Here is a 20,482-nt window from a genome sequence, read left to right as displayed (position 1 = left end):
AAATACGATGAATATGCAAAGCAAAGTCAAGGGCATCGTCCGCGGCGGACAGACGCTGAAACAGCACCGCGACGAGATCATGGCCAGGACCAAGGCGAGCGGCCATTACGCCGGGCTCACGGAACGGGCGCTCCACAAGGAAAGCCCGATCCTTTACAACAAGCTGTTCTCGCGTCTGCGGGCCGGCGTTGTCGATGCCCGCGAAACCGCGAAGAAAATCGCCGCCTCGCCGATTGTGGAACAGGAGGGCGAGCTGTGCTTCACGCTCTACAATGCCGCCGGCGACAGCATCCTGACTTCGACCGGCATCATCATCCATGTCGGCACCATGGGTGCGGCGATCAAATACATGATCGAGAACGACTGGGAAGGTAATCCGGGCATCAAGGACAAGGATATCTTCTGCAACAATGATTCCCTGATCGGCAACGTGCATCCCTGCGATATCCATACCATCGTCCCGATCTTTCATGAGGGCGAACTGATCGGCTGGGTCGGCGGGGTTACCCACGTGATCGATACCGGCGCGGTCGGCCCTGGTTCGATGACCACCGGTCAGGTGCAGCGCTTCGGCGACGGCTATTCCGTCACCTGCCGCAAGATCGGCGAGAACGACGAGCTGAAACGCGACTGGCTGCATGAGAGCCAGCGCGCGGTGCGCACCACGCGCTACTGGATGCTGGATGAGCGCACCCGCGTCGCCGGTTGCCACATGATCCGCAAGCTGGTTGAGGAAGTGATCGCCGAGGAAGGCATCGATGCCTATTGGAAATTCGCCTATGAGGCGGTCGAACATGGCCGGGTCGGCCTTCAGAACCGCATCAAGGCGATGACCATTCCGGGCGTCTACCGTCAGGTCGGCTTCGTCGACGTGCCCTATGCGCATGAGGATGTGCGGGTGCCGTCGGACTTCGCCAAGGTCGACACGATCATGCATACGCCATCGGAAATGACGATCCGGCCGAACGGCACATGGCGTCTCGACTTCGAGGGATCGAGCCGATGGGGCTGGCATACCTACAACGCCCATTCAGTGTCGTTCACCTCCGGCATCTGGGTGATGATGACCCAGACGCTGATCCCGACCGAGATGATCAATGACGGCGCGGCCTACGGCACGGAATTCCGCCTGCCGAAGGGCACCTGGATGAACCCGGACGACCGGCGCGTGGCCTTTGCCTATAGCTGGCACTTCCTCGTCAGTTCGTGGACGGCGCTGTGGCGCGGCCTGTCGCGGTCCTATTTCGGTCGTGGCTATCTGGAAGAGGTCAATGCCGGCAACGCCAACACCTCGAACTGGCTGCAGGGCGGCGGGTTCAATCAGTATGACGAAATTCATGCGGTGAACTCGTTCGAATGCGCGGCCAACGGCGTCGGCGCCTCGGCCATTGCCGACGGCATCAGCCATGCCGCCGCCATCTGGAACCCGGAAGGCGACATGGGCGACATGGAGATCTGGGAACTGGCGGAACCGCTGGTCTATCTCGGCCGCCAGATCAAGGCGTCGTCGGGTGGCGCCGGCAAATATCGCGGCGGCTGCGGTTTTGAATCGCTGCGCATGGTCTGGAACGCCAAGGACTGGACGATGTTCTTCATGGGCAATGGCCATATCAGCTCCGACTGGGGCCTGATGGGCGGCTATCCGGCGGCGTCCGGCTATCGCTTCGCCGCCCATGATACCGGGCTGAAGGAAAAGATCGCCAATGGCGACCCGATCCCGTTCGGCGGCGACACCGACCCGGAACATCCGACCTATGACGCGCTCGTCAATCCCGACGGCATCAAGCGCGACAAGCAAGCGATCACCACCGAGGAGATGTTCAAGGATTACGACCTCTACCTCAACTACATGCGCGGCGGGCCCGGCTTCGGCGATCCGCTGGATCGCGAGCCGCAGGCCGTGGCAGGCGATGTCAATGGCGGCTACCTGCTCGAACGCTTCGCCGAAACGGTCTATGGCGTCGTCCTGAAGAAAGGCGCTGACGGACTGTTTACCGCCGATGAGGCGGGTTCGGAGGCCTTGCGGGCCAAGATTCGCAAGGATCGTCTCGCCAAGGCTGAGCCGACCCGCGAATGGATGGCGAAGGAGCGCAAGCGCATTCTCGCCAAGGATGCCGGCGTTCATGTCCAGCAGATGTTCGCGGCGAGCTTCAAGCTCGGGCCGAAATGGGAGGAAGGTTTCCGCAAGTTCTGGGATCTGCCCGACGACTGGCAGCTGAAGGAGGCGGATCTGCCGATCCCGTCCTATGGTCGCGAATATTCGATGGATCTTTCCGATCTGCCGGATGTGAAGACCGTTCAGTTCGTCGAGGAATGATCCCGCCGGGCGCCGCGAAACACCCCGTCATTCGACGCGGCGCCCCCTTTTTATTCAGGAGAAAGACAATGGCTTACACCAAGGCAAAGATCAAAGATCTGGTCGATGGCAAGATCGACCGCGATACGCTGCAGACGATGCTTTCGACGCCCAAGGATGCCGACCGCTTCGTCAAATATATCGAAATCCTGCAGGAGCAGGTGCCGTGGGATGACAGGATCATCCTGCCGCTGGGCCCGAAGCTCTATATCGTGCAGCGCCCCGCAGACAAGAAATGGGTGGTCAAATCCCAGGCCGGCCACGAGTTCTGCGACTGGCGCGAGAACTGGAAGCTGCATGCCGTGATGCGCGTGCGCGAGACAGCGGCGGATATGGAGGAAATCTATCCCCGGCTGATGGCCCCCACATCCGACTGGCAGGTCATCCGGGAATATTACTGCCCGAAATCCGGCGACCTGCTGGATGTCGAGGCGCCGACGCCCTGGTATCCGGTGATCCATGACTTCGAGCCGGATATCGATGCCTTCTACACCGAGTGGCTGGGGCTTGAGGTGCCGGAGCGCGCCGCCTGACCGACGAGGTTGCGAACCAATAAACAAGCACGCCGCGCGCCAGTCTCCGCGCGGCGTTTTGTCGCTTGAACTATCCGGAACTGTCCGAAATTCAGACATGTCCTGCCCGCTTTCGGAGAGTAGACTCCCGTTCGAAGGTTGCTTCGCAACCGTTTAAGAAAAACAAGGGAGGCATTTCGATGAAAGCACTCGTTTATAACGGACCTGGACAGAAGGACTGGGTCGAAAAGGAAAAACCCGGCATCCAGAAGCCCACCGATGTTATCGTCAAGATTACCAAGACGACCATTTGCGGCACCGATCTTCACATCCTCAAGGGCGATGTGCCGGCGGTGACGCCGGGCCGCACGCTCGGGCACGAGGGCGTCGGCGTTGTCGAGGAAGTCGGCAATGCCGTGGTCAATTTCAAGCCCGGCGATCCGGTGCTGATTTCCTGCGTGACCTCCTGCGGCAAATGCGCCAACTGCAAACGCCAGCTTTACGCCCACTGCTCCGATGGCGGCTGGATTCTGGGGCACCTGATCGATGGCACCCAGGCCGAATATGTGCGCATTCCCCATGGTGACAACTCGCTCTACCCGATCCCAAAAGGCGCGGACGAGGAAGCGCTGGTGATGCTCTCCGACATCATGCCGACCGGGCTCGAGATCGGCGTCCAGTATGGCCGCGTGAAGCCGGGCGATACGATCGCCATCGTCGGCGCCGGTCCCGTCGGCATGTCGGTGCTGCTGACAGCGCAGTTCTATTCGCCGGGGCGGATCATCATGGTCGACATGGATCCGGCCCGCCTCGAACTGGCGAAACAGTTCGGCGCAACGGATACTGTTCAGGTCGGCTCCGAGGATGCGGTCGAGAAGATCATGGCGATGACTGACGGAAATGGCGTCGATGTCGCAATCGAGGCGGTGGGCGTGCCCGCAACCTTCGATATCTGCCAGAAGATCGTTTCGGCGGGCGGCAATGTCGCCAATGTCGGCGTCCATGGCACGCCGGTGGAGCTGCATATCGAGGAGCTTTGGATCAAGAACATCAATATCTCGATGGGCTTGGTCAGCACCAACACCACGCCGATGCTGCTCAAGACGCTGGGCGCCGGCAAGGTCGATCCGGGCAGGCTGGTGACCCACCGCTTCGCGCTCGACAAGATCATCGACGCCTATGAGGTCTTCGGCAATGCCGCCCGCGAAAAGGCAATGAAGGTCATCCTCAACGCGTGATCGGAACATCAGAAGCCGAGCCGATCTGGACGGCGTTTCTGTGCAAGCTGACAAGGCGGGGCTGCGCGGCGTCAAACGCGTTGTTTCCTGCGCCATGAGGGCATCAAGGCCGCCTTGTCGAAGGTGCTTTGCGCCGCCCGGCAGCGTCGCAAGGTTCACTTCATGCGCGATACGCTTGCCGATGCAGGAAGAGCGGAGTGCGGGTCGTCTACGCTTCTTACTCCACTCCCTCTTCCGTTCGCCCAGCTTTGGCGTGCAAGACAGACATGGGCCTGGAGAACCTCTTCTAAATGGGGTTGCAATCGCAGTTTCCGTCGGTTTTCGGCACGCGAAAGCCCCCGTGCGGTGCGCGGGGGCTTTGACAAACATGGTGTGAGAAAAGATCAGTTCACCGCCGGATATTTGATCGAAGTGTCGATGAACTCATTGGTGACGGCGGTCTTCGGGTCAAACGACGTGATCTCGAAGGACGCTTCCACGAGGTCATAGTCAGCGGCGAGACGCTCGACATCCCATTCGCCGATCGCCAGCGGATTGTCGAGGCCGGGCATGACGCGCGCGGCATATTCGAGCTCGCGGGCGGCGTCGCTTTCCTTCATGCTGACGGCTTCCGACAGCGCCTTGGCGCATGGAGCGGGGTCTTCAAGACAGGCGGCGAAGGCGCGCTGGGTGACATGCACCATGGCCTCGATGGCGTCATGCTTTTCGGCAATCGAGTCATCGCTGGCGAAATAGGCAAGGCCGTAAGGGTTCAGCCCCTCGTCGCGCAGCAGCGCATAGCCCAGATCGTCTCCGAGCACGTCCTCATAGATGAAGTGCACCGAATAGAAATGGGTGGTCGCGTCGATTGCGCCTGACTGCAGCGCGGCAACCTTGGCCGTCGGCTGAAGGTTCACCCACTCGACGGAATCGGGATCGAGGTCGAGCGCATTGGCAATCGGGACCCACATCTGGCGCGCGGCATCGAAGGCCGGAGCGCCGATCTTGCGGCCCTTGAGATCGGCGACCGTCTCGATCCCGGAACTCTTCTTCCAGTAGATGCCGTAGGGGCTGTCATTATAGGCGACGAACACGCCCTTGATCGGGGTGTCATTGCCGATGAACTGAAGCGCGGTCGGCGTGTCGATGATGGCGAGATCCGCCTGGCCAACGGCCAACGCCTTCGCGGACGCGCCGGAGCCGGAACCCTGGCGTACATCGAGATCGACGCCCGCCTCCTCGTACCAGCCCTTCTCAAGCGCGTAATAGATCGGGGCGTGGTCGCCGCCTGCCTTCCAGTTCAGCTGCAGGCTCAAATCCTCGGCCAACGCGCCGTCCGCGGCGGCTCCGCAAAGCGCGGCTGCGATTGCTAATGTCATGTAGTTACGCATGGTTTCCTCCCTTAAAACCAGTTTCAGTTCAGTCCGAGCAGATGGTAGATTTCACGGGTATAGGCCCCGAATTTCTCGGTCGTCTTGACGTCGAGCGTGCGTGGCTCCGGCAGTTCGATATCGAAATGCGCCGCCATGCGGGCCGGCCCTGCGGTCATCACGGCGACCTGCGAGCCGAGGAAAACCGCCTCCTGAATGCCGTGGGTGACGAACAGGATCGTTTTCCGGCTTTCCTTCCAGATGCGCAGCAGTTCGAGATTCATGCGCTCGCGCGTGAGGGCATCGAGCGCGCCGAAGGGTTCGTCCATCAGGATGAGGCGCGGATCGTGAACCAGGGCGCGGGCAATCGAGGCGCGTTGCTGCATGCCGCCGGAAAGCTGCTGGGGATAGGCCTCGCTGAACTTGGCAAGGCCAACCATCTCCAGAAGGTCGGCCGCACGTTCTCGGCTTTCCTTTTGAGGCAGGCCAAGGATTTCGGCAGGCAGCAGCACATTGTCGATAATGGTGCGCCACTTCAAAAGCAGCGCCTTCTGGAACACCATGCCGACATCCCGGCCGGGGGTAAACGGAGAGTGTTCATTGCCGATCTCGACCGTGCCTTCCGTCGCTTTGTTAAGATCGGAAAGGATCGACAGGACCGTCGACTTGCCGCAGCCGGACGGGCCGACGATGGAGACAAGTTCGCCCTCGCGAATTTCGAGCGAGACGTCCTGCACGGCGAGGAAGTCGCTGCCGCCGACATTGAACACCTTCTTGACGCCGTCAAGCTTGATGAAGGGCTTCTGGTCCATCCGGCTCATGCCGCAATCTCCTTGCGCGTGATGAAGATGTATTCAAGCACCAGCACGAAGCCGTAGAGCGCCATGCCGATCGCCGTGATCAGCAGCAGCGCCATCATCATCGCCGGCGTGTTCAGCGCGTTTTGCTGGATCAGCAGAAAGTTGCCGAGCCCCTTGTCGGAGGCGATGAATTCGCCGACCACGGCGCCGGCGACCGCCAGAATTGCGGCAACCTTCATGCCGGAGAACAGATAGGGCAGCGAGCCGGGAAGCTGGATCTTCACAAAGATCTGCCAGCGGCTGGCCTTCAGCGCCTTGACCAGATTGATGAGGTCGGGCTCGACCTCGATCAACCCGCGATAGGTCGTCAGCACGATCGGAAAGAAGCAGATCGTGAAGGCAATGATCATGTTGGGCACGATGCCGTAGCTGAACCAGATGATGAACAGCGGCGCCATCGCCACTTTCGGCACCATGTTGAGCGTGACGAGCAAGGGCATCAGCGAATTGTTGAGCGCGGGAAGCCACACGAACAGGACCGACAGCGCCACGCCGACGACAACCGCCAGCGCATAACCGCCGAAGATTTCGAGCGTCGTCACCCAGATCTGCATGCCCCAGTGATAGGACCCTTCCGAAAGTTCGGCGATGGTCTGCAAGGGCGTGGGAAGAATATAGGTCGGCACATCGGCAAGCACGACGACAGCCTGCCACAGCAGGATGAAGCCGATATGCGAAGCGATGGCATAGGTATAGTGGCGTAGGGTCATGGCGTTGCTCAAAACTCACCGGAGCGGACTTCGAATTTCGACGGCTTGCCATGGACGGGCTTTCCGGTTTTTACCCAGTCGGCCACCCAGCGCACCATCGGATCGACCGACACGACCGGATTGCCGAAAATCCCGTTGGCCTTGTCGCAGTTCACCAGCAGACAATTGTCCTGTTCAGAGCCGGTAAAGCGCGGTTCGATGCCGAACGCCTCGCCGAAACGGTTCGCGAGATAGCGCACGGACATGGTTTCCGGGCCACCGACATTGATCGGGCTCGCCGGCACGGTGCACTGGCCGAGCATGCGCAGGAACTGGGCGTTGGCATCGCCCTGCCACATGATGTTGACGTGACCGGTGTCGAGCGGAACCTCCTTGCCGGTAAAGACCCAGTTGGCGATTTCCTGCATCACGCCATAGCGCGGGTCGATCGCGTAGACGAAACGCATGGCGCGGCCGGGCGTATCGTATTTCTTGGAGAAATGCTCGAAGGTGCGCTCACGCCCGACGACCGAATTGGCGTATTCGCCGGGGCGCGCCATCGGCAGGTCACGCTCCGTCACGCCGCCATGAAGCGGGTTCGACCAGGGATAGACATGGATCGTTGAAAATGTCACCAGCCGGCTGTCGCGAAAGGCTTCCGCCGTGATCTGCGGCGCGATCGTGTTCATCGCCCAGAGAAAGTCCTCGCGCCCGCGATAATCAAATTTGAGTCCCGCCATGTAGATCACATTGGCGACCTTCGGCAGCGCGTTGACCGCTTCCCGATCGAGCAGGTCGCAGGCAATGGTCTCGATGCCCCAGGCATTGAGACGCTCCTCAACGCCCGCTTCGGAAAACCGCGATACGCCGATGACCCGCTTGTCGGGGCAGGCCTTTTTGGCCATGCGCGCCATGGTGACGCCGATCTTGCCGCCGACGCCCAGAATCATGATGTCGCCGTCGAGCGCGTTCAGATCCTCGACGACTTCGGCCGTTGGCACCGACATGAAATCCTCGAGATGCTCGACGTCGCGAAAGGTATCCGGGAACATGCCGGGGTGAAGGGTCTCGATCGTCTTGTTCATTTCCGTTTCTCCCAAACCAGTCTCATCGCTCAAGCGGGTGCGCGACGGCATCGCCGCTCATCCACCGCGTCAAATTCATCTTAACAAAGGCGTCATCATGCATTTCGGGATACATCGCGTAGACCCGGTCGATCTGTTCGCTCTGCCCGGGGCTTAAAACTTCGTTCTCGTCGAGACACCATGTTCCGGCAGCCAGTCCCTGGCGGCGCAGCACTTCCAGGCAGCCCGGAATGCACCCGGCCAGATTGTTCAGCGCGTCGTAAATGGCGAGATTACAGTCGGTCACCATGCTGTCGAGCGCCAGCATGTCTTCGGGAATGGCGCTGCCATCGGGAATGGCATGGATGCGCGCAAGCTGCTTTACCGCCTTTTCCGCCCACACGCTCCAGTGCCCCAGAAGACCGCCGCGAATGCGCAACCGGTTTTCGCTTCCGCCATCGGCCGATCGCACGACGAAGGGCTGAAGCAGATCGAGGATGATGTGGTCGTCATTGCCGGTGTAAAGCGTGACGCGCTCCTCGGCGCCGGCATCGCAGACCGCGCGGATGATCTCGATGGTGCGATAGCGATCAAACGGCGCCATCTTGATCGCCACGACATTGTCGATCTCGGCGAAGGCGCGCCAGAAATCGTAGGAGAGATGAAAGCCGCCGACCTCGGGCAGAAGGGCGAAGCCGATCACCGGCATTTCGGCGGCGATCGCGCGGCAATGGTCGAGGATTTCCGCTTCCGGCTCGCCCTTGAGACGCGCAAGGTTCAGGAGAACCGCGTGATAGCCGAGCCCGCGTGCGATGCGGGTTTCATTGAGCGCCTGCTCCGTCTTTCCGGTTACGCCCGCGATCATCAGAAGCGGCCGTTCGGCCCATTCAAAGGCCGTCTCGGCTGCAAGGCGAAGAACCGGTTCGTAAAGTCCGACTTCACGGATGGCGAACTGCGTGGTGTGGACGCCGACCGCCATGCCGCCCGCGCCGGCATCGACGTAATAGCGGGTGACCGCGCGCTGGCGCCTCTCGTCAAGCTTGCGGTCTGCGGTGAGCAGAAGCGGATGGGCGGGCAGGACCGTGCCCTTTCTCAGGAGGGCGAGAGACCCTTCGGGGATGTCGGTGAACTTCATGCGTCAGCACGCTCCTCTTTCAATGTGCGGGCAAAGTGCCTTTCGTCCATCAGCGGCAGGGGGTCGCGGATTCTGACGGGCGCGAAATCCATCAGGTCGAGCACCTGGCTTTGAAGATCGATCCCCGGAGCGATCTCGATCAGTTCAAGACCGTCCGCGGCACAGCGGAAGACGGCGCGCTCGGTGACAATCAGTGCCTCCTGGCCGCGCTTTCTTACGCCATCCGCAACCCGATAGGTGACGGAGGCCGCCTCGGTGACGAACTTGCGCACCTTGCCCTCCTGGACGATGACCAGCTTGCCGTCGCGGACATCGGCCTTCAGGCCACCGGTCGTGAAAGTGCCGGCGAAAATCAGCCGCTGCGCATTCTGCGCAATATCGATGAAGCCGCCGGCGCCGGGATTGGCCTTGCCGAATTTCGAGACATTGACGACGCCATGGCTGTCATATTCGGCGAAGGAGAGCGCGGTGAAGGTGCACAGTCCGCCATCGATGACATCGAACTGGGTCGGCCCGTCGATCAGGGCATCCGGGTTGATATTGGCGGAAAACTGCCAGCCCGGCATGACAATGCCGCCATAGGCACCGTGTTCCGTCGTCGCAGGGAAGTCGTGGATCGCCTCGCCGGCAAAAAGGCCCTGCTCGGCCATCACCAGCGGCACATCAGTCGCCGCGCCGAAACCGTAAATAGCAAGTTCGTGCTTGCGGACTTCGGCGGCGATCCGGTTGGCGATGATCCTGTCGGCCGAAAAGGGCGGCGGCCGAAGCGTGGCGAGATCGCGGCGCTGACCGCCGAAATAGGCCGGCTCATAGGCCACATCCGTTGTCATCATCATATCGGGATCGACCACGATCCGGTCGACGAAGACGCCTGGAAGACGATTTGCGGTCGCCGGTCGGCTATCGGCGTCGACGATGCGCCGGACCTGGACGATAACCGTGCCGCCGCTTGCCTTGGCGGCGAGCGCCAGCGCGATATTGGCGGTCGTCAACGGCTCGTCTTCCCAGCTCAGATTGCCGAAGCGGTCGGCGCTTGACGCCCTCAGGATCGCAACATCGACCGGCCATGTGGGATAATAGAGCAGTTCCTCGCCGTCGATCTCGATCACCCGGATCAGATCGTCTTTCGCCTTTTCTGTAAATTTGCCGCCGCCCAGCCGCGGGTCGGCATAGGTGCCGAGACCGACGCGAGTGATGTAGCCGGGCGATTTGCGCGCGACCTCGCGCAGCCAGTGCATGGAGGCGCCGATAGGCCAGCTATAGGCTTCCACCCTGTTTTCGCGGATCAGACGCATCAGTTCGGGGCGTTTTCCGGTCGCGGGGTCGACGGGGTTGATAAAGCTGCCCGAGACGATGCGCTTCATCAATCCTTCACGGGCCACGTGATCCATGCCCTTGATCCCCATGGCATCCCCCGTGCCGCAGGGAAAATAGAAGGTGAGATTTTCAGGCGCAGCGGATTTTTCGAAGCGCGCACCGAGCGCCTTCAGGATGGCGTCAGGCGTGACCCAGCCGATGACGCCTGCGCTTGCCACGGTCGCTCCGCTCTCGATTTCTGCGACGGCTTCTGCGGCCGTTACGATCTTGTCCATGTCATTTCACCGTAAATCTGGAGAGGACGGCTTTCGCCGCCGCGCTTTCGCAATCCCGGGCGAAGAGCCGGCTTGCCTCCGCATCCTGGCGTTCGGCATCGGCGCTCGCCGCGCGCTCGAAGAACCGTTTGGTGGTGGCGACGGCATTGTCGGGAAGCGCTGCCAGTCCGCCGGCAATGGCGCAGGCCCTCTCAAGCGCGGCGCCATCGGGACAAACCGCATCGGCGATGCCGAGCCTGAGGGCTTCATTGCCGTCAATCTCCATGATCCCCCAGGTGATGAGGCGCGCATTGGCCGCGCTTGTACGGGCAAGAAGCGCCTGCAGCCCCCAGGGCGGAAGCCAGCCATTGCGCACTTCCGGCATGTTCCATTTCGCGCCCGCCGCCGAGACGACGATGTCGCAGGACACCGCCAGGATGAAGCCGCCGCCGAGCGCATAGCCTTCCACCGCCGCGATCACCGGGATAGGCAAATGTCCGATCGCGCGGGCAATCCGTGCCGTCTCGGCCTCGTGAGCGCACATCTGCTCCACCGAAAGCCCACCAAGTTCCTTGAGGTCCGAGCCGGCGCAAAAGGCCGGGGGCGCGCCCGTGAGCACCACGGCGGCGCATTCCGGATCGCCGGCAAGTGATTTCAGGCTCGCAAGAAGCTGCGCCATGCTCGCGGCCCCGAGCGCATTGCGACGCGCCGGGCGGTTCATTGTCAGGATGGCGAAGCCATCGCGCTTTTCGATCAGGATCTCCGCGCTCATGCCTCACCCATCCAATTGTGCGTTTTCGCGATTGAGAATGGCGCGGATATCGGTGCCTGAAATGGCGCGCGGTGCGACCTTGTCCTTCACCGAGATCGCCGCCGCGTGGCCGATGGCATGGCCGTAGCTGAAACACTGCGCCGTCACCCGGGCCGAGGCGACCGCTTCATGCTCTGCCGAAAGGCAGCGCCCCGCGACAAGCAGGTTTTCGCCCCGCCGCGGCACGAAGCAGCCGAAAGGAATTTCGTAAACGTCGTTCAGAAGCCACTCGACCTTCGGTTTCGCGCCGGCGTGCAGCTCGATCGGCCATGGCGAGCGGGCAATGCCATCGGCAAATTTCGCGCCCCCGGTCACATCGGTGTTCATCAGCTTGGCAACGCCTTCCACCTGCCGCGTCTGACGCACGCCGACCTGAACGGCCATATCGTTGACGAAGGCGTTTTCGCAGCCGACGAGGCGATCGCGGAAGAAGCGGGCATAATCGCGCGCCTGTCTGCGACCCTCGATCTCCGCCTCGGAAAAGTCACGCCAGAACAGCGGATTAAGCTCACGACCGTCGGCCCCGACGATGCGGGTGCAATTGCACAGCAACTCGCCGGGCCGCGTGGTCGGGAACAGCCAGATTTTGGCGCGCGGGAGATTGTAGTCCCCGGCGCGGTTTGCCGCGATGATCATCTCGGAAACTTCCGGCGGCATGATCGTGTCCTCGCCATAGGCGGCGCGGAACGCATCCACATCAACGCCCAGCAGACGGAAGATCATGGTCGGGTTCTGGACGCGGCCATTGTCGCCGATGAAACTGGGAAGGCCCGCCATGGCGACGAGATCGGCATCGCCCGAGGCGTCGATCGTGAGCCGCGCGCGGATGTCGAGCGGGCCCTCCTTGGTCCAGACATGGACTCCCTCGATATGATCGCCCTCCATCAGGACCTCGGTCGCAACGGCGTGATAGATGACCGTCACGCCGGCCTCGCTCAGAAGATCGTCCGAAACCTCGCGCCAGACGATCGGATCGTGGACGCGGGTGAAGGTCTTGCCGTAGCGCACGGGTGCGCCAAGCCCGCCGCGATTCTCCATGCGCGAAACGAATTCGCCGGCAAAGCCGAACACCGCCTGCACCGGGCCGTTTTCAGGATTGTCGCTGGCCTCGTACAGGCCGCAGATCGTGCCGGAATGGCCGGCTACCGCGCCGCCGCCGCAAAAGCCATGGCGCTCGACGATGATCACCGAAAGACTGTTGCGGGCGGCAATCGTCGCGGCCGTCACGCCGGCAGCGCCGCCGCCGATGACGACCAGGTCGCAATCAAGTCTCTGTCGATCCCTCGTATCCATCGCAACGGGCATGGCTCCTCCTCAATTGCCGACTAATATATCAGATGTCGATTTGATGAGTATCTGTTGCGTATAACGAAGTCAACCGCTATGTTCGCTGAAATTCGAAACGCCCTTTGCAAAGGATACAAGAGTGAAAAAAGCGTCGGCAAACGGCTCCATGACGGATGTCGCTTATGACACGATCCAGAATCAGATCGTGACGGGCGCGCTCAAATCGCACGAGCTTCTGTCCGAAAGCGAAATCGCCCGCGAGCTGAACTGCGGCCGCACGCCCGTGCGCGAAGCGCTGCAAAGGCTGAAATTCGAGGGTTTCGTCGAGATCCTGCCGCGGCGCGGCATTCTGGTTTCCGCAGTTGATGTATCGAAACAACTGGAACTTCTGGAGACGCGGCGACCGCTGGAAAATCTTGTCGTCACCCTTGCCTGCAAGCGCGCCAGCGATGTCCAGCGCGAGGAGATGCGCTCGCTTGCCGATCGTCTGGAAAGCGCCGTCACCGAGGCAGATCGGTCGCATTACCTGGCGATCAACAAGGCCATTCACCTGCTGCAGGCCGAAGCGGCCAATAACCGTTTCCTGCAAAGCCAGATCAACGTCATTCACAACCTGTCGCGCCGGTTCTGGTATTCCTTCATTTCCGATACGGCTTCCTTTTCCAGGGCGGCGGTCTGCCATGCCGACACGCTACGGGCGATCGCAGATGGCGATCAGGAAATGGCTGCAAAGCACAATTCCGGCCTTCTCGACCTGCTGGAAGCCGTGACCCGGCAGGCCATCGACCAACGGTAAAGCATCGGGCGATGCCAATTGGGTCACCCGATGCTCCAGTCGCGGCGTCGCCCGCGCTCGGCGTTGGTTGTCCTTGGTATGAGAGCCATTTTCGCGGCGGTCTCATTATATGATAACACCGAAGGGCGCCGCGTGGCCCTCCCCCGAAAGCTCGGCTAGGTTGTTGGGACTGGAACAGTGCCGGCAATATCCGGCTTAGGGAGGACAATCATGAACAAGGTATTTTTCGCCGCCGCGGCCGTCGCCCTGGCTCTAACGCCCGCCGCGGGCCCCGCAATCGCGCAGGACTACACCATGCGGATCGGATCGGTGCAGGCCGAAACCGACCCGATCATCATGGGCTTCAACAAGCTCAAGGAGATCGTCGAGGACAAGACCGATGGCGCCGTCGAGGTTCTGGTCTACCCGAACGGCCAGCTCGGCAATACCCAGGACCTCATGGATCAGGCGCTTGCCGGCGCCAATGTGGCCGCCTTTACCGACGCCAACCGTCTCGCCGCCTTCCTGCCGAAATTCGGCATCATCGGCGCGCCCTATGTGTTCGATGACTATGCGCAGGCCGATGCCTTCACATCCTCGGATACATTCTGGCAATGGGCCGACGATTTGCAGGACGCAAGCGGTTTCGTCACCCTGGCTTTCAACTGGTATCAGGGACCACGCAACCTTCTCACCAACAAGCCGATCGAAAGCCGCGCCGATGTCGAGGGGCTGCGCATCCGCACCCCCGGCGCACCGGTCTGGGTTGCCGCCGGCCGCGCCCTTGGCGGCACGCCGACGCCGCTCGACTGGGCCGAAATCTATTCGGCGATGCAGCTCGGCGCCATCGACGCGGTCGAAGCCCAGCCCGCCGGCGTCATCGGGTCGCGTCTTTACGAGGTGGCCGACTACCTCACCCTTACCGAACACATCCAGCTCATCACCGGCATCGTCGTCGGCGAGAGCTGGTGGGATGAGCTTCCCGAAGAGTATCAGGACATCATACGCGATGCGGCAGTCGAAGCGGGACGCTATATGTCCGATATCGTCATCGCCCAGAGCGGCGACGATTACGCCGCCATGGAAGCCGGAGGCATGACCATCTCCGAGATCGATACGAGCGAGTTCAAGGAAGCCGCCGCTGCGGAAATCGAGACGCTCGGCCTTTCCGATGCGCTCGCCACGGTGCAATCTGTGGTCCAGGCGCAATAAACCCGGCACATCGCCGGATCGAACCGGCCGGGATTGCCCTCGGCCGGTCATCCTTGTCTGCGGAGGCTCAATGTCCCCCTATAAACTTCTCGCGCGCATCGAAGCTGTCGCCGCGGCGCTTGCCCTGACGGGCGTCGTGGGGCTGGTGGCATGGGCGACGGTGACGCGCTATCTCGGCATTCCCAATATCTGGGTGCTCGAGGTGACGCAGATCCTGTTTGCCTGGACCTGCCTGCTGGCCGCCTCGATCGCCTATCGCAATGCGGGGCATTTCAGCGTCTCGGTGCTCGAAGGGTTCCTGCCCGAGGCTATGCGGCCGCTGTTCAAGGTCTTGCAACAGGTCGTTCTTCTGGCGCTGCTCGTGGCGCTCGGCTGGGTCTCGCTCGACTATGTCGCGGTTGCGAACCGCCGCCCGCTGCCGCTCACCGGCATCCGCTTCTCCTGGGTCGCGGCAACCATCCCCGTTGCCTGTGCTTTGATGGCGATCACCTCGATCCACAATATCGTGACCGAACTCGCAAACTGGCGCCGCCGCCCCGAAAACAAGGCCGAATCGTGATGCTGCTGCTCGGTGTCATTCTCTTTCTCGTCGCGGTACTGCTCGGCCTGCCGATCAGCTTCGCTCTGCTGATGGCCAGCGCGCCGACCTTTTTGACCGGAGACTATCTTCCGACGTCGATCGCGGTCCAGAAGATGGTGCAGGTCACCCAGTCCTATCCGCTGATGGCGATTCCCTTCTTCGTCGTGGCGGGCAATATCATGGCGGCCTCCGGAATCGCCAGGCGGCTGGTGGATTTCTCGCGGATTCTGGTCGGCTGGATGGTCGGCGGACTGGCGCAGGTCTCGATCATTCTCAGCCTTCTGATGGGCGGCATCGCCGGATCGGCGGTTGCCGACACGGCAATGCAGTCACGCCTGCTGGGCGGGCCGATGATCGCGAAAGGCTACAGCAAGGGCTTCACCGCCGGCGTCATTGCCTATTCCTCGATCATCACCGCCACCATCCCGCCGTCAATCGGGCTGATCGTCTACGGGTTTATCGCCAACCAGTCGGTCGGCAAACTGCTTCTCGGGGGCATTATACCGGGGCTGATCCTGACCGCGGCGCTGATGAGCTACACCTATTTCGCCGCCCGCCATTACGGCTATGGCGCGGATGAAGGCGCGACCGTGCCGACGCGCGGCGAGGTCTACCGCTCCGGCAAGGCGGCGTTCTGGGCGCTGATGTTTCCGATCATCCTGCTGGTCGGCTTCCGCTTCGGCTTTTTCACCGCCACCGAGGCGGGCGCCTTCGTCATCGTCTACGCTCTGGTCGTCGGCGCCTTCATCTATCGCGACCTGACATGGCGGAAACTCTGGGATGCGGTCCAGCAATCGCTCAACGATATCGGCATGATCATGCTGATCATCATCATGGCCGCCGTGCTTGGTCACGTCATCGTTCTGGAGCAGGCGCCGACGAAACTGGCCGCGGGCGTAGCCGCGATCAGCGAGAACCCGACCGTGACATTGCTGCTCATTCTGGGCTTTCTGATCATTGCCGGCACGATTATGGAAGCGACCGTGAACGTGCTCCTGCTGACGCCCCTTTTCATGCCGATCCTGCAGGCGCAGGGCCTTGATCCGATCCATTTCGGTGTGCTCATGGTCACCATCATCACCATGGGCGGCAACACCCCGCCGATCGGCGTCGGCATGTTCACCGTCTGCGGCATGCTCGATGTGTCGCTCAGGGACTATATCCGCGGCAGCACGCCGTTCCTGCTGGTCATGCTCGCCACTTTCCTGCTGCTCGCTCTTGTGCCGGGTCTGGTGACCTGGCTGCCCAACCAGGTGATGGGACACTGACATGAAACGGAAGCTACTCGTCACCGGCGCCAGCGGGATTGTCGGCACCGGTCTGCGTTCCTACCTCGAAACCGATTACGATCTGCGTCTGGCGCGTCGCCGCGCCATGCCGGACCTCGACGCCGATGTCGAGACGGTGATCGGCGATATCGCGGCGCCGGAGGTCATCGCCCGTGCTGTCAAAGGCTGTGATGCGATCCTGCATCTCGCTGCCGTCCACGGAACGGGGATCGCCTTCGAGGAAACGCTGGATGTCAATTACGCCGGCCTTGTCGCGCTGATGGACGCTGCTGTCGCCGAAGACGTAAAACATGTGGTGTTCGCCAGTTCCAACCACGGCTGGGGCATGTGGCCGCGCAAGGCGAGCCCGCTGCCGCAAACCGCCCCACCGCGACCGGATGGCTGGTACGGCGTTTCGAAAATCTTCGGCGAGGCGGTTATGGCGTTTTATGCGGACACATGCGGGATCCGTACCACGAGCCTCAGGATCGGCAATTGCGGCCCGGTGGTCGAAGACGAACGCCGCCAGCACATGTGGATCAGCTTCGCCGATCTGGCGCAATTGATCCGGCTATCGCTCGAACGCACGGATTTCGGCCATCGCGCCGTCTTTGCCACCGCCGATTGCCCGACGCCATTCTTCGACAATGACGGCGCGCGGGCCATGGGCTTTGCCGCGAAGGACCGGCCGCAGGACAACCTTGGAGACCCGGCCATCGCAACCCATCCACCCGCACCGGGCATGGAGGGCGCGGCCATCGGTGGCGGTTATGCCGCAGCGAATTTCCGCGCCAACCGCGATGATTGGGAGAAATCATGAAGATCACCCATATCGAAACCCTGCGGGTCGATATTCCGTTCGCCGATGGCGGGCGGGGCGAGGGTCTGACGCCCGGCCGCTGGAATACGCTCGAAATGCTGCTGGTGCGGATCGATACCGATAGCGGGCTGTCCGGCTGGGGAGAATGCTTCGGCTATTTTTGCGCCGATGCCGTCGACGCCTTTCTGCACCGTTCGGTCATCCCGCTGCTCAAGGACAGGCGGATCGACGATCCGGCGGCGATCTCGCTCGAACTGCAGAAGCGTCTTGCCCTGTTCGGTCGCTACGGCATCTCGATCTTCGCGCTTTCAGGCATCGATATCGCGCTCTGGGATTTGCGCGGCAAGGATGAAGGCAAATCCATCGCGCAGATGATCACCGCGTCGCCCCGAGACAGGGTGCAGGCCTATGCCAGCCTTGTTCGCTACGGCGCGCCGGATGTCGCTGCCGACTTCACCGCCCGTGCGGTCGCCGATGGCTTCGAACACATTAAACTGCACGAGATCACCCGGCGCGATATCGCCGCCTGCAATGCCGTGCGCGGCGATGCGCGTCTGATGATCGACGTCAATTGTGCATGGCCCGAAGACGAGGCCCGCGACATGGCGCTCTGGCTGAAAGAGCTGGGCGCAACCTGGCTCGAAGAGCCGACCTTCCCGCCGGAAGATATGGAGCAATTGGCAAGGCTGGCGCAGTCGACGCCTGATCTCGCGCTATCGGCGGGTGAAAATCTTTGCACCCATTGGCAGTTCCAGCCGCTGATCGCTTCGGGCGCGGTGCGCTTCCCGCAACCAAGCGTCACCAAAGTGGGTGGCATATCCGAGTTTCTTCTGGTGATGAACGAGGCCCGGGCGGCGGGGCTAACCGTCATGCCGCATTCGCCCTATTTCGGTCCCGGCTATCTCGCAACACTGCAACTGAGCGCCGCACTGGGGCCCGAAAGCCTGTTCGAATATCTGTTCGTCTGGCCGGAAGCCTGGCTCTTTCCGGCGATGCCGCAGCCCGCACGCGGGTGGATTGCAATCCCCGACGGGCCGGGCCTTGGCATGGACCCTGACGCCGAGGTGATCGAGCAATACCGCGTTCGATGAACAATGGCGCGGCGGCCGGCCGCTTCGATGAAAGAGATCGCTGTGGGGAACAGTCTGACAGCCCGTTTCAGCCTGCGCGTATTCAGGGGTTAACCGCGCCTAGAGCCATTCCGCGTTTCACGGAAACGCAAAAGGGCTCTATCTCTTTGTTTTTAAGCAATTCCGGACGGTGAACCGGTGTCCACTTCACCTGGAATTGCTCTAGTCGACAAAGCGCAGGCACTGCCCCGACAACGGCGCATTCGACAGGTCGAAGCGATCGAGGCCGATGCGCGCCGTGGTGACGTAGAGCGTCCGTCCGTCTTCACCGCCGAAACACAGGCCCGTCGGGTTGGGAACCGGTACCGGAAGCCGCTCGGCGATCTCGCCCAGTTCGTCAATCCGCGCCACGCTCCAGCCATTCATCAGCCCGACCCAAAGCCGCCCCGCCGCATCGAGCTTACAGGACCGGGGGCGACCCGAAGCGGCCGGTATGCGCGCCAGAACCCGGCTTTTGCCCGTGGCAAGATCGGCAATGACCACCGTCCCGCGCTCGGCGGAGGCAGCATAGGCAGTCCGCCCGTCAGACGCGACAACGAGGTCGCTGACCGGGCCCGCCAGCGTCGTCATCGGCGAAAACGTCCCGTTATGGGTCATCTTGACCAGGAGACTGCTGCCTTCGGTTTCAGAGTCGACAGCCAGGAGCAGTCGGCCATCTCCTGGAATATGCGCCGCGGCCTGAACGTCGGCAGGAGCACAGAACTCGGCCCCGTCGCGCAACCGCGCCACGCCATCGCCAAGAAAGACAAACGGCCCGTACCATGGCGACAGCACCAGCGCGTCGAGCCGGGACGAGAACTCGCGCACGATCCGCGTGCCCTGCGAGCCGCTTTCGAATACGGCGGGCGCCAGCCGGTCGATCCACCACAGGCTCTGGCGGACCGTATCCCAATGCGGCGAAGCGCCCGCGAAGGCGGGTTGTTTGGTGACGGGAAAGAACTCGGAGCTGCGGGGTCTTTCCGGCGTTTTCGGCGCCACTTGCGAGCCGATCACCCGCGCCACTTCGGTCAGTTCCTTCGCCAGAGCCTTGACCCGCTCGTGGGCGATGCGAAAAGCGGGACCGGCAATCGAAATCGCGGCAATCACCGCCCCGTCCCGATCGATCACCGGCGCGCCCACGCAGCGGGTGCCGAGCACGATCTCCTCGTCATCGATGGCATAGCCGCGGTGGTAGACCGTGCCCAGCTCGGCCTCCAGCGCCGCACGATCCGTGATTGTGTGTTCGGTAAGGCGTTCGCGTGGCGGGGCAAGGATACGCTCGCGCTTCTCTGGCGGCATGAAAGCCAGCATCGCCTTGCCCTGACTGGTGCAATACATCGGCTTGAGCGACCCCAACGCCGCCGAGGAGCGGTGCGGATGCACGCCCTCGAACCGCCCGATCGAAAGAACGTGGTTGCCTTCAGCCACAGCCAGATAGGCTGTCTCGCCGGTGACATCACGCAGGCGTCGCAACTCGCCCGCGCTGACCGAGGTAAGATCGGAGGAGGACCAGACCTGCTGGGCGATGTCGAGCGTCCGGTATCCGATAAAATAGCAATGCGTCTCCGGATCGCAGCGCACGACGCCGCGCGCCGTCAGCGCCGAGAGGATGCGATAAAGCGTCGGGCGGGCGATGCCGGTCAGCTCCGAGATTTCTCGCGTGCCGATGTGCCCGTGATGCTGCGCGATCAAATCGATAATGTCGAAAGCCTTGGTCAAAAGCCCCGTGCCCTGCGGCGCGGACGGCCCGGCATCAGCGGCCATGTTACAGTCCCTTCCTTCTCCTGCCCGATTGTGACACGTCAAAGGCCCTCGAGGCCACTGTCAATCATCGCCTCTATCGCAT

Annotated in this window: 18 protein-coding genes and 1 pseudogene; 10 read left to right on the top strand and 9 right to left on the bottom strand. The window is 62.1% G+C overall.

The features are described from left to right. Window positions 1–7: 7 nt before the first annotated feature. From V6767_RS03630 to V6767_RS03615, 4 genes and pseudogenes are all read left to right on the top strand, one after another. Window positions 8–2,317, top strand: coding sequence for a hydantoinase B/oxoprolinase family protein (locus V6767_RS03630; RefSeq protein ID WP_448472184.1), 2,310 nt, complete (start codon window positions 8–10; stop codon window positions 2,315–2,317). Window positions 2,318–2,385: 68 nt separating this feature from the next. Next, a complete protein-coding gene (locus tag V6767_RS03625) occupies window positions 2,386–2,889 on the top strand; it encodes an acetone carboxylase subunit gamma (RefSeq protein ID WP_448472183.1) in 504 nt (167 codons plus the stop codon). Window positions 2,890–3,068: 179 nt separating this feature from the next. Then, window positions 3,069–4,106 (top strand): zinc-dependent alcohol dehydrogenase family protein, encoded by a 1,038-nt coding sequence (locus tag V6767_RS03620; protein ID WP_448472182.1) that lies wholly within the window; start codon window positions 3,069–3,071, stop codon window positions 4,104–4,106. Continuing rightward, window positions 4,106–4,301 (top strand): annotated as a pseudogene (locus tag V6767_RS03615) (transposase); the annotation flags it as partial. The gene V6767_RS03620 and the pseudogene V6767_RS03615, both read left to right, overlap by 1 nt. A 188-nt stretch (window positions 4,302–4,489) precedes the next feature. On the opposite strand, the gene V6767_RS03610 reads toward V6767_RS03615, so the two are convergent. Genes V6767_RS03610 through V6767_RS03575 form a run of 8 tightly spaced genes read right to left on the bottom strand, consistent with a single transcriptional unit; the run spans window position 4,490 to window position 12,890 of the window. Beyond that, the gene (locus V6767_RS03610; RefSeq protein WP_448472181.1) at window positions 4,490–5,476 is read right to left on the bottom strand and encodes an ABC transporter substrate-binding protein; all 987 of its coding nucleotides are present in this window, start codon (window positions 5,474–5,476) and stop codon (window positions 4,490–4,492) included. 23 nt (window positions 5,477–5,499) lie between these two features. Beyond that, window positions 5,500–6,267, bottom strand: coding sequence for an ABC transporter ATP-binding protein (locus V6767_RS03605; RefSeq protein ID WP_448472372.1), 768 nt, complete (start codon window positions 6,265–6,267; stop codon window positions 5,500–5,502). A gap of 5 nt (window positions 6,268–6,272) precedes the next feature. Beyond that, window positions 6,273–7,025 carry an ABC transporter permease gene (locus V6767_RS03600; RefSeq protein WP_448472180.1) on the bottom strand — a complete coding sequence of 251 codons (753 nt, stop codon included), beginning with the start codon at window positions 7,023–7,025 and terminating at the stop codon, window positions 6,273–6,275. An 8-nt stretch (window positions 7,026–7,033) separates the two neighbouring features. Then, window positions 7,034–8,089 carry an NAD-dependent epimerase/dehydratase family protein gene (locus V6767_RS03595; protein ID WP_448472179.1) on the bottom strand — a complete coding sequence of 352 codons (1,056 nt, stop codon included), beginning with the start codon at window positions 8,087–8,089 and terminating at the stop codon, window positions 7,034–7,036. 22 nt (window positions 8,090–8,111) lie between these two features. Next, complete coding sequence (locus V6767_RS03590; protein ID WP_448472178.1) at window positions 8,112–9,203, bottom strand: dihydrodipicolinate synthase family protein; 1,092 nt, start codon at window positions 9,201–9,203, stop codon at window positions 8,112–8,114. Then, the gene (locus V6767_RS03585) at window positions 9,200–10,795 is read right to left on the bottom strand and encodes an acyl CoA:acetate/3-ketoacid CoA transferase (protein ID WP_448472177.1); all 1,596 of its coding nucleotides are present in this window, start codon (window positions 10,793–10,795) and stop codon (window positions 9,200–9,202) included. The genes V6767_RS03590 and V6767_RS03585 overlap by 4 nt, the downstream gene beginning before the upstream one ends. Before the next feature lies 1 nt (window position 10,796). Continuing rightward, window positions 10,797–11,546, bottom strand: coding sequence for an enoyl-CoA hydratase/isomerase family protein (locus tag V6767_RS03580; protein ID WP_448472176.1), 750 nt, complete (start codon window positions 11,544–11,546; stop codon window positions 10,797–10,799). A 3-nt stretch (window positions 11,547–11,549) separates the two neighbouring features. Further along, a complete protein-coding gene (locus V6767_RS03575) occupies window positions 11,550–12,890 on the bottom strand; it encodes an FAD-dependent oxidoreductase (RefSeq protein WP_448472175.1) in 1,341 nt (446 codons plus the stop codon). Window positions 12,891–13,011: 121 nt separating this feature from the next. On the opposite strand from V6767_RS03575, the gene V6767_RS03570 reads away from it, so the two are divergent. The 6 genes from V6767_RS03570 (at window position 13,012) to V6767_RS03545 (ending at window position 18,618) form a co-directional block, all read left to right on the top strand. Beyond that, window positions 13,012–13,668 carry a GntR family transcriptional regulator gene (locus tag V6767_RS03570; protein ID WP_448472174.1) on the top strand — a complete coding sequence of 219 codons (657 nt, stop codon included), beginning with the start codon at window positions 13,012–13,014 and terminating at the stop codon, window positions 13,666–13,668. Between the two features lie 210 nt (window positions 13,669–13,878). Continuing rightward, on the top strand, window positions 13,879–14,859 hold the full coding sequence (locus V6767_RS03565) for a C4-dicarboxylate TRAP transporter substrate-binding protein (RefSeq protein ID WP_448472173.1): 981 nt from the start codon (window positions 13,879–13,881) through the stop codon (window positions 14,857–14,859). Window positions 14,860–14,929: 70 nt separating this feature from the next. Further along, a complete protein-coding gene (locus tag V6767_RS03560) occupies window positions 14,930–15,418 on the top strand; it encodes a TRAP transporter small permease (protein WP_448472172.1) in 489 nt (162 codons plus the stop codon). Beyond that, the gene (locus tag V6767_RS03555; protein ID WP_448472171.1) at window positions 15,418–16,707 is read left to right on the top strand and encodes a TRAP transporter large permease; all 1,290 of its coding nucleotides are present in this window, start codon (window positions 15,418–15,420) and stop codon (window positions 16,705–16,707) included. The genes V6767_RS03560 and V6767_RS03555 overlap by 1 nt, the downstream gene beginning before the upstream one ends. Before the next feature lies 1 nt (window position 16,708). Continuing rightward, entirely contained in the window at window positions 16,709–17,527 is an 819-nt protein-coding gene (locus V6767_RS03550) for an NAD-dependent epimerase/dehydratase family protein (protein WP_448472170.1), read from the top strand. Beyond that, entirely contained in the window at window positions 17,524–18,618 is a 1,095-nt protein-coding gene (locus tag V6767_RS03545) for a mandelate racemase/muconate lactonizing enzyme family protein (RefSeq protein ID WP_448472169.1), read from the top strand. The genes V6767_RS03550 and V6767_RS03545 overlap by 4 nt, the downstream gene beginning before the upstream one ends. A gap of 201 nt (window positions 18,619–18,819) precedes the next feature. On the opposite strand, the gene V6767_RS03540 is transcribed toward V6767_RS03545, so the two are convergent. Next, window positions 18,820–20,400 (bottom strand): IclR family transcriptional regulator domain-containing protein, encoded by a 1,581-nt coding sequence (locus V6767_RS03540; RefSeq protein ID WP_448472168.1) that lies wholly within the window; start codon window positions 20,398–20,400, stop codon window positions 18,820–18,822. Window positions 20,401–20,482 lie beyond the last annotated feature (82 nt).

The sequence above is a fragment of the Martelella sp. FLE1502 genome (assembly GCF_053484255.1).
This window is presented reverse-complemented; position numbering and strand designations above follow the sequence as displayed.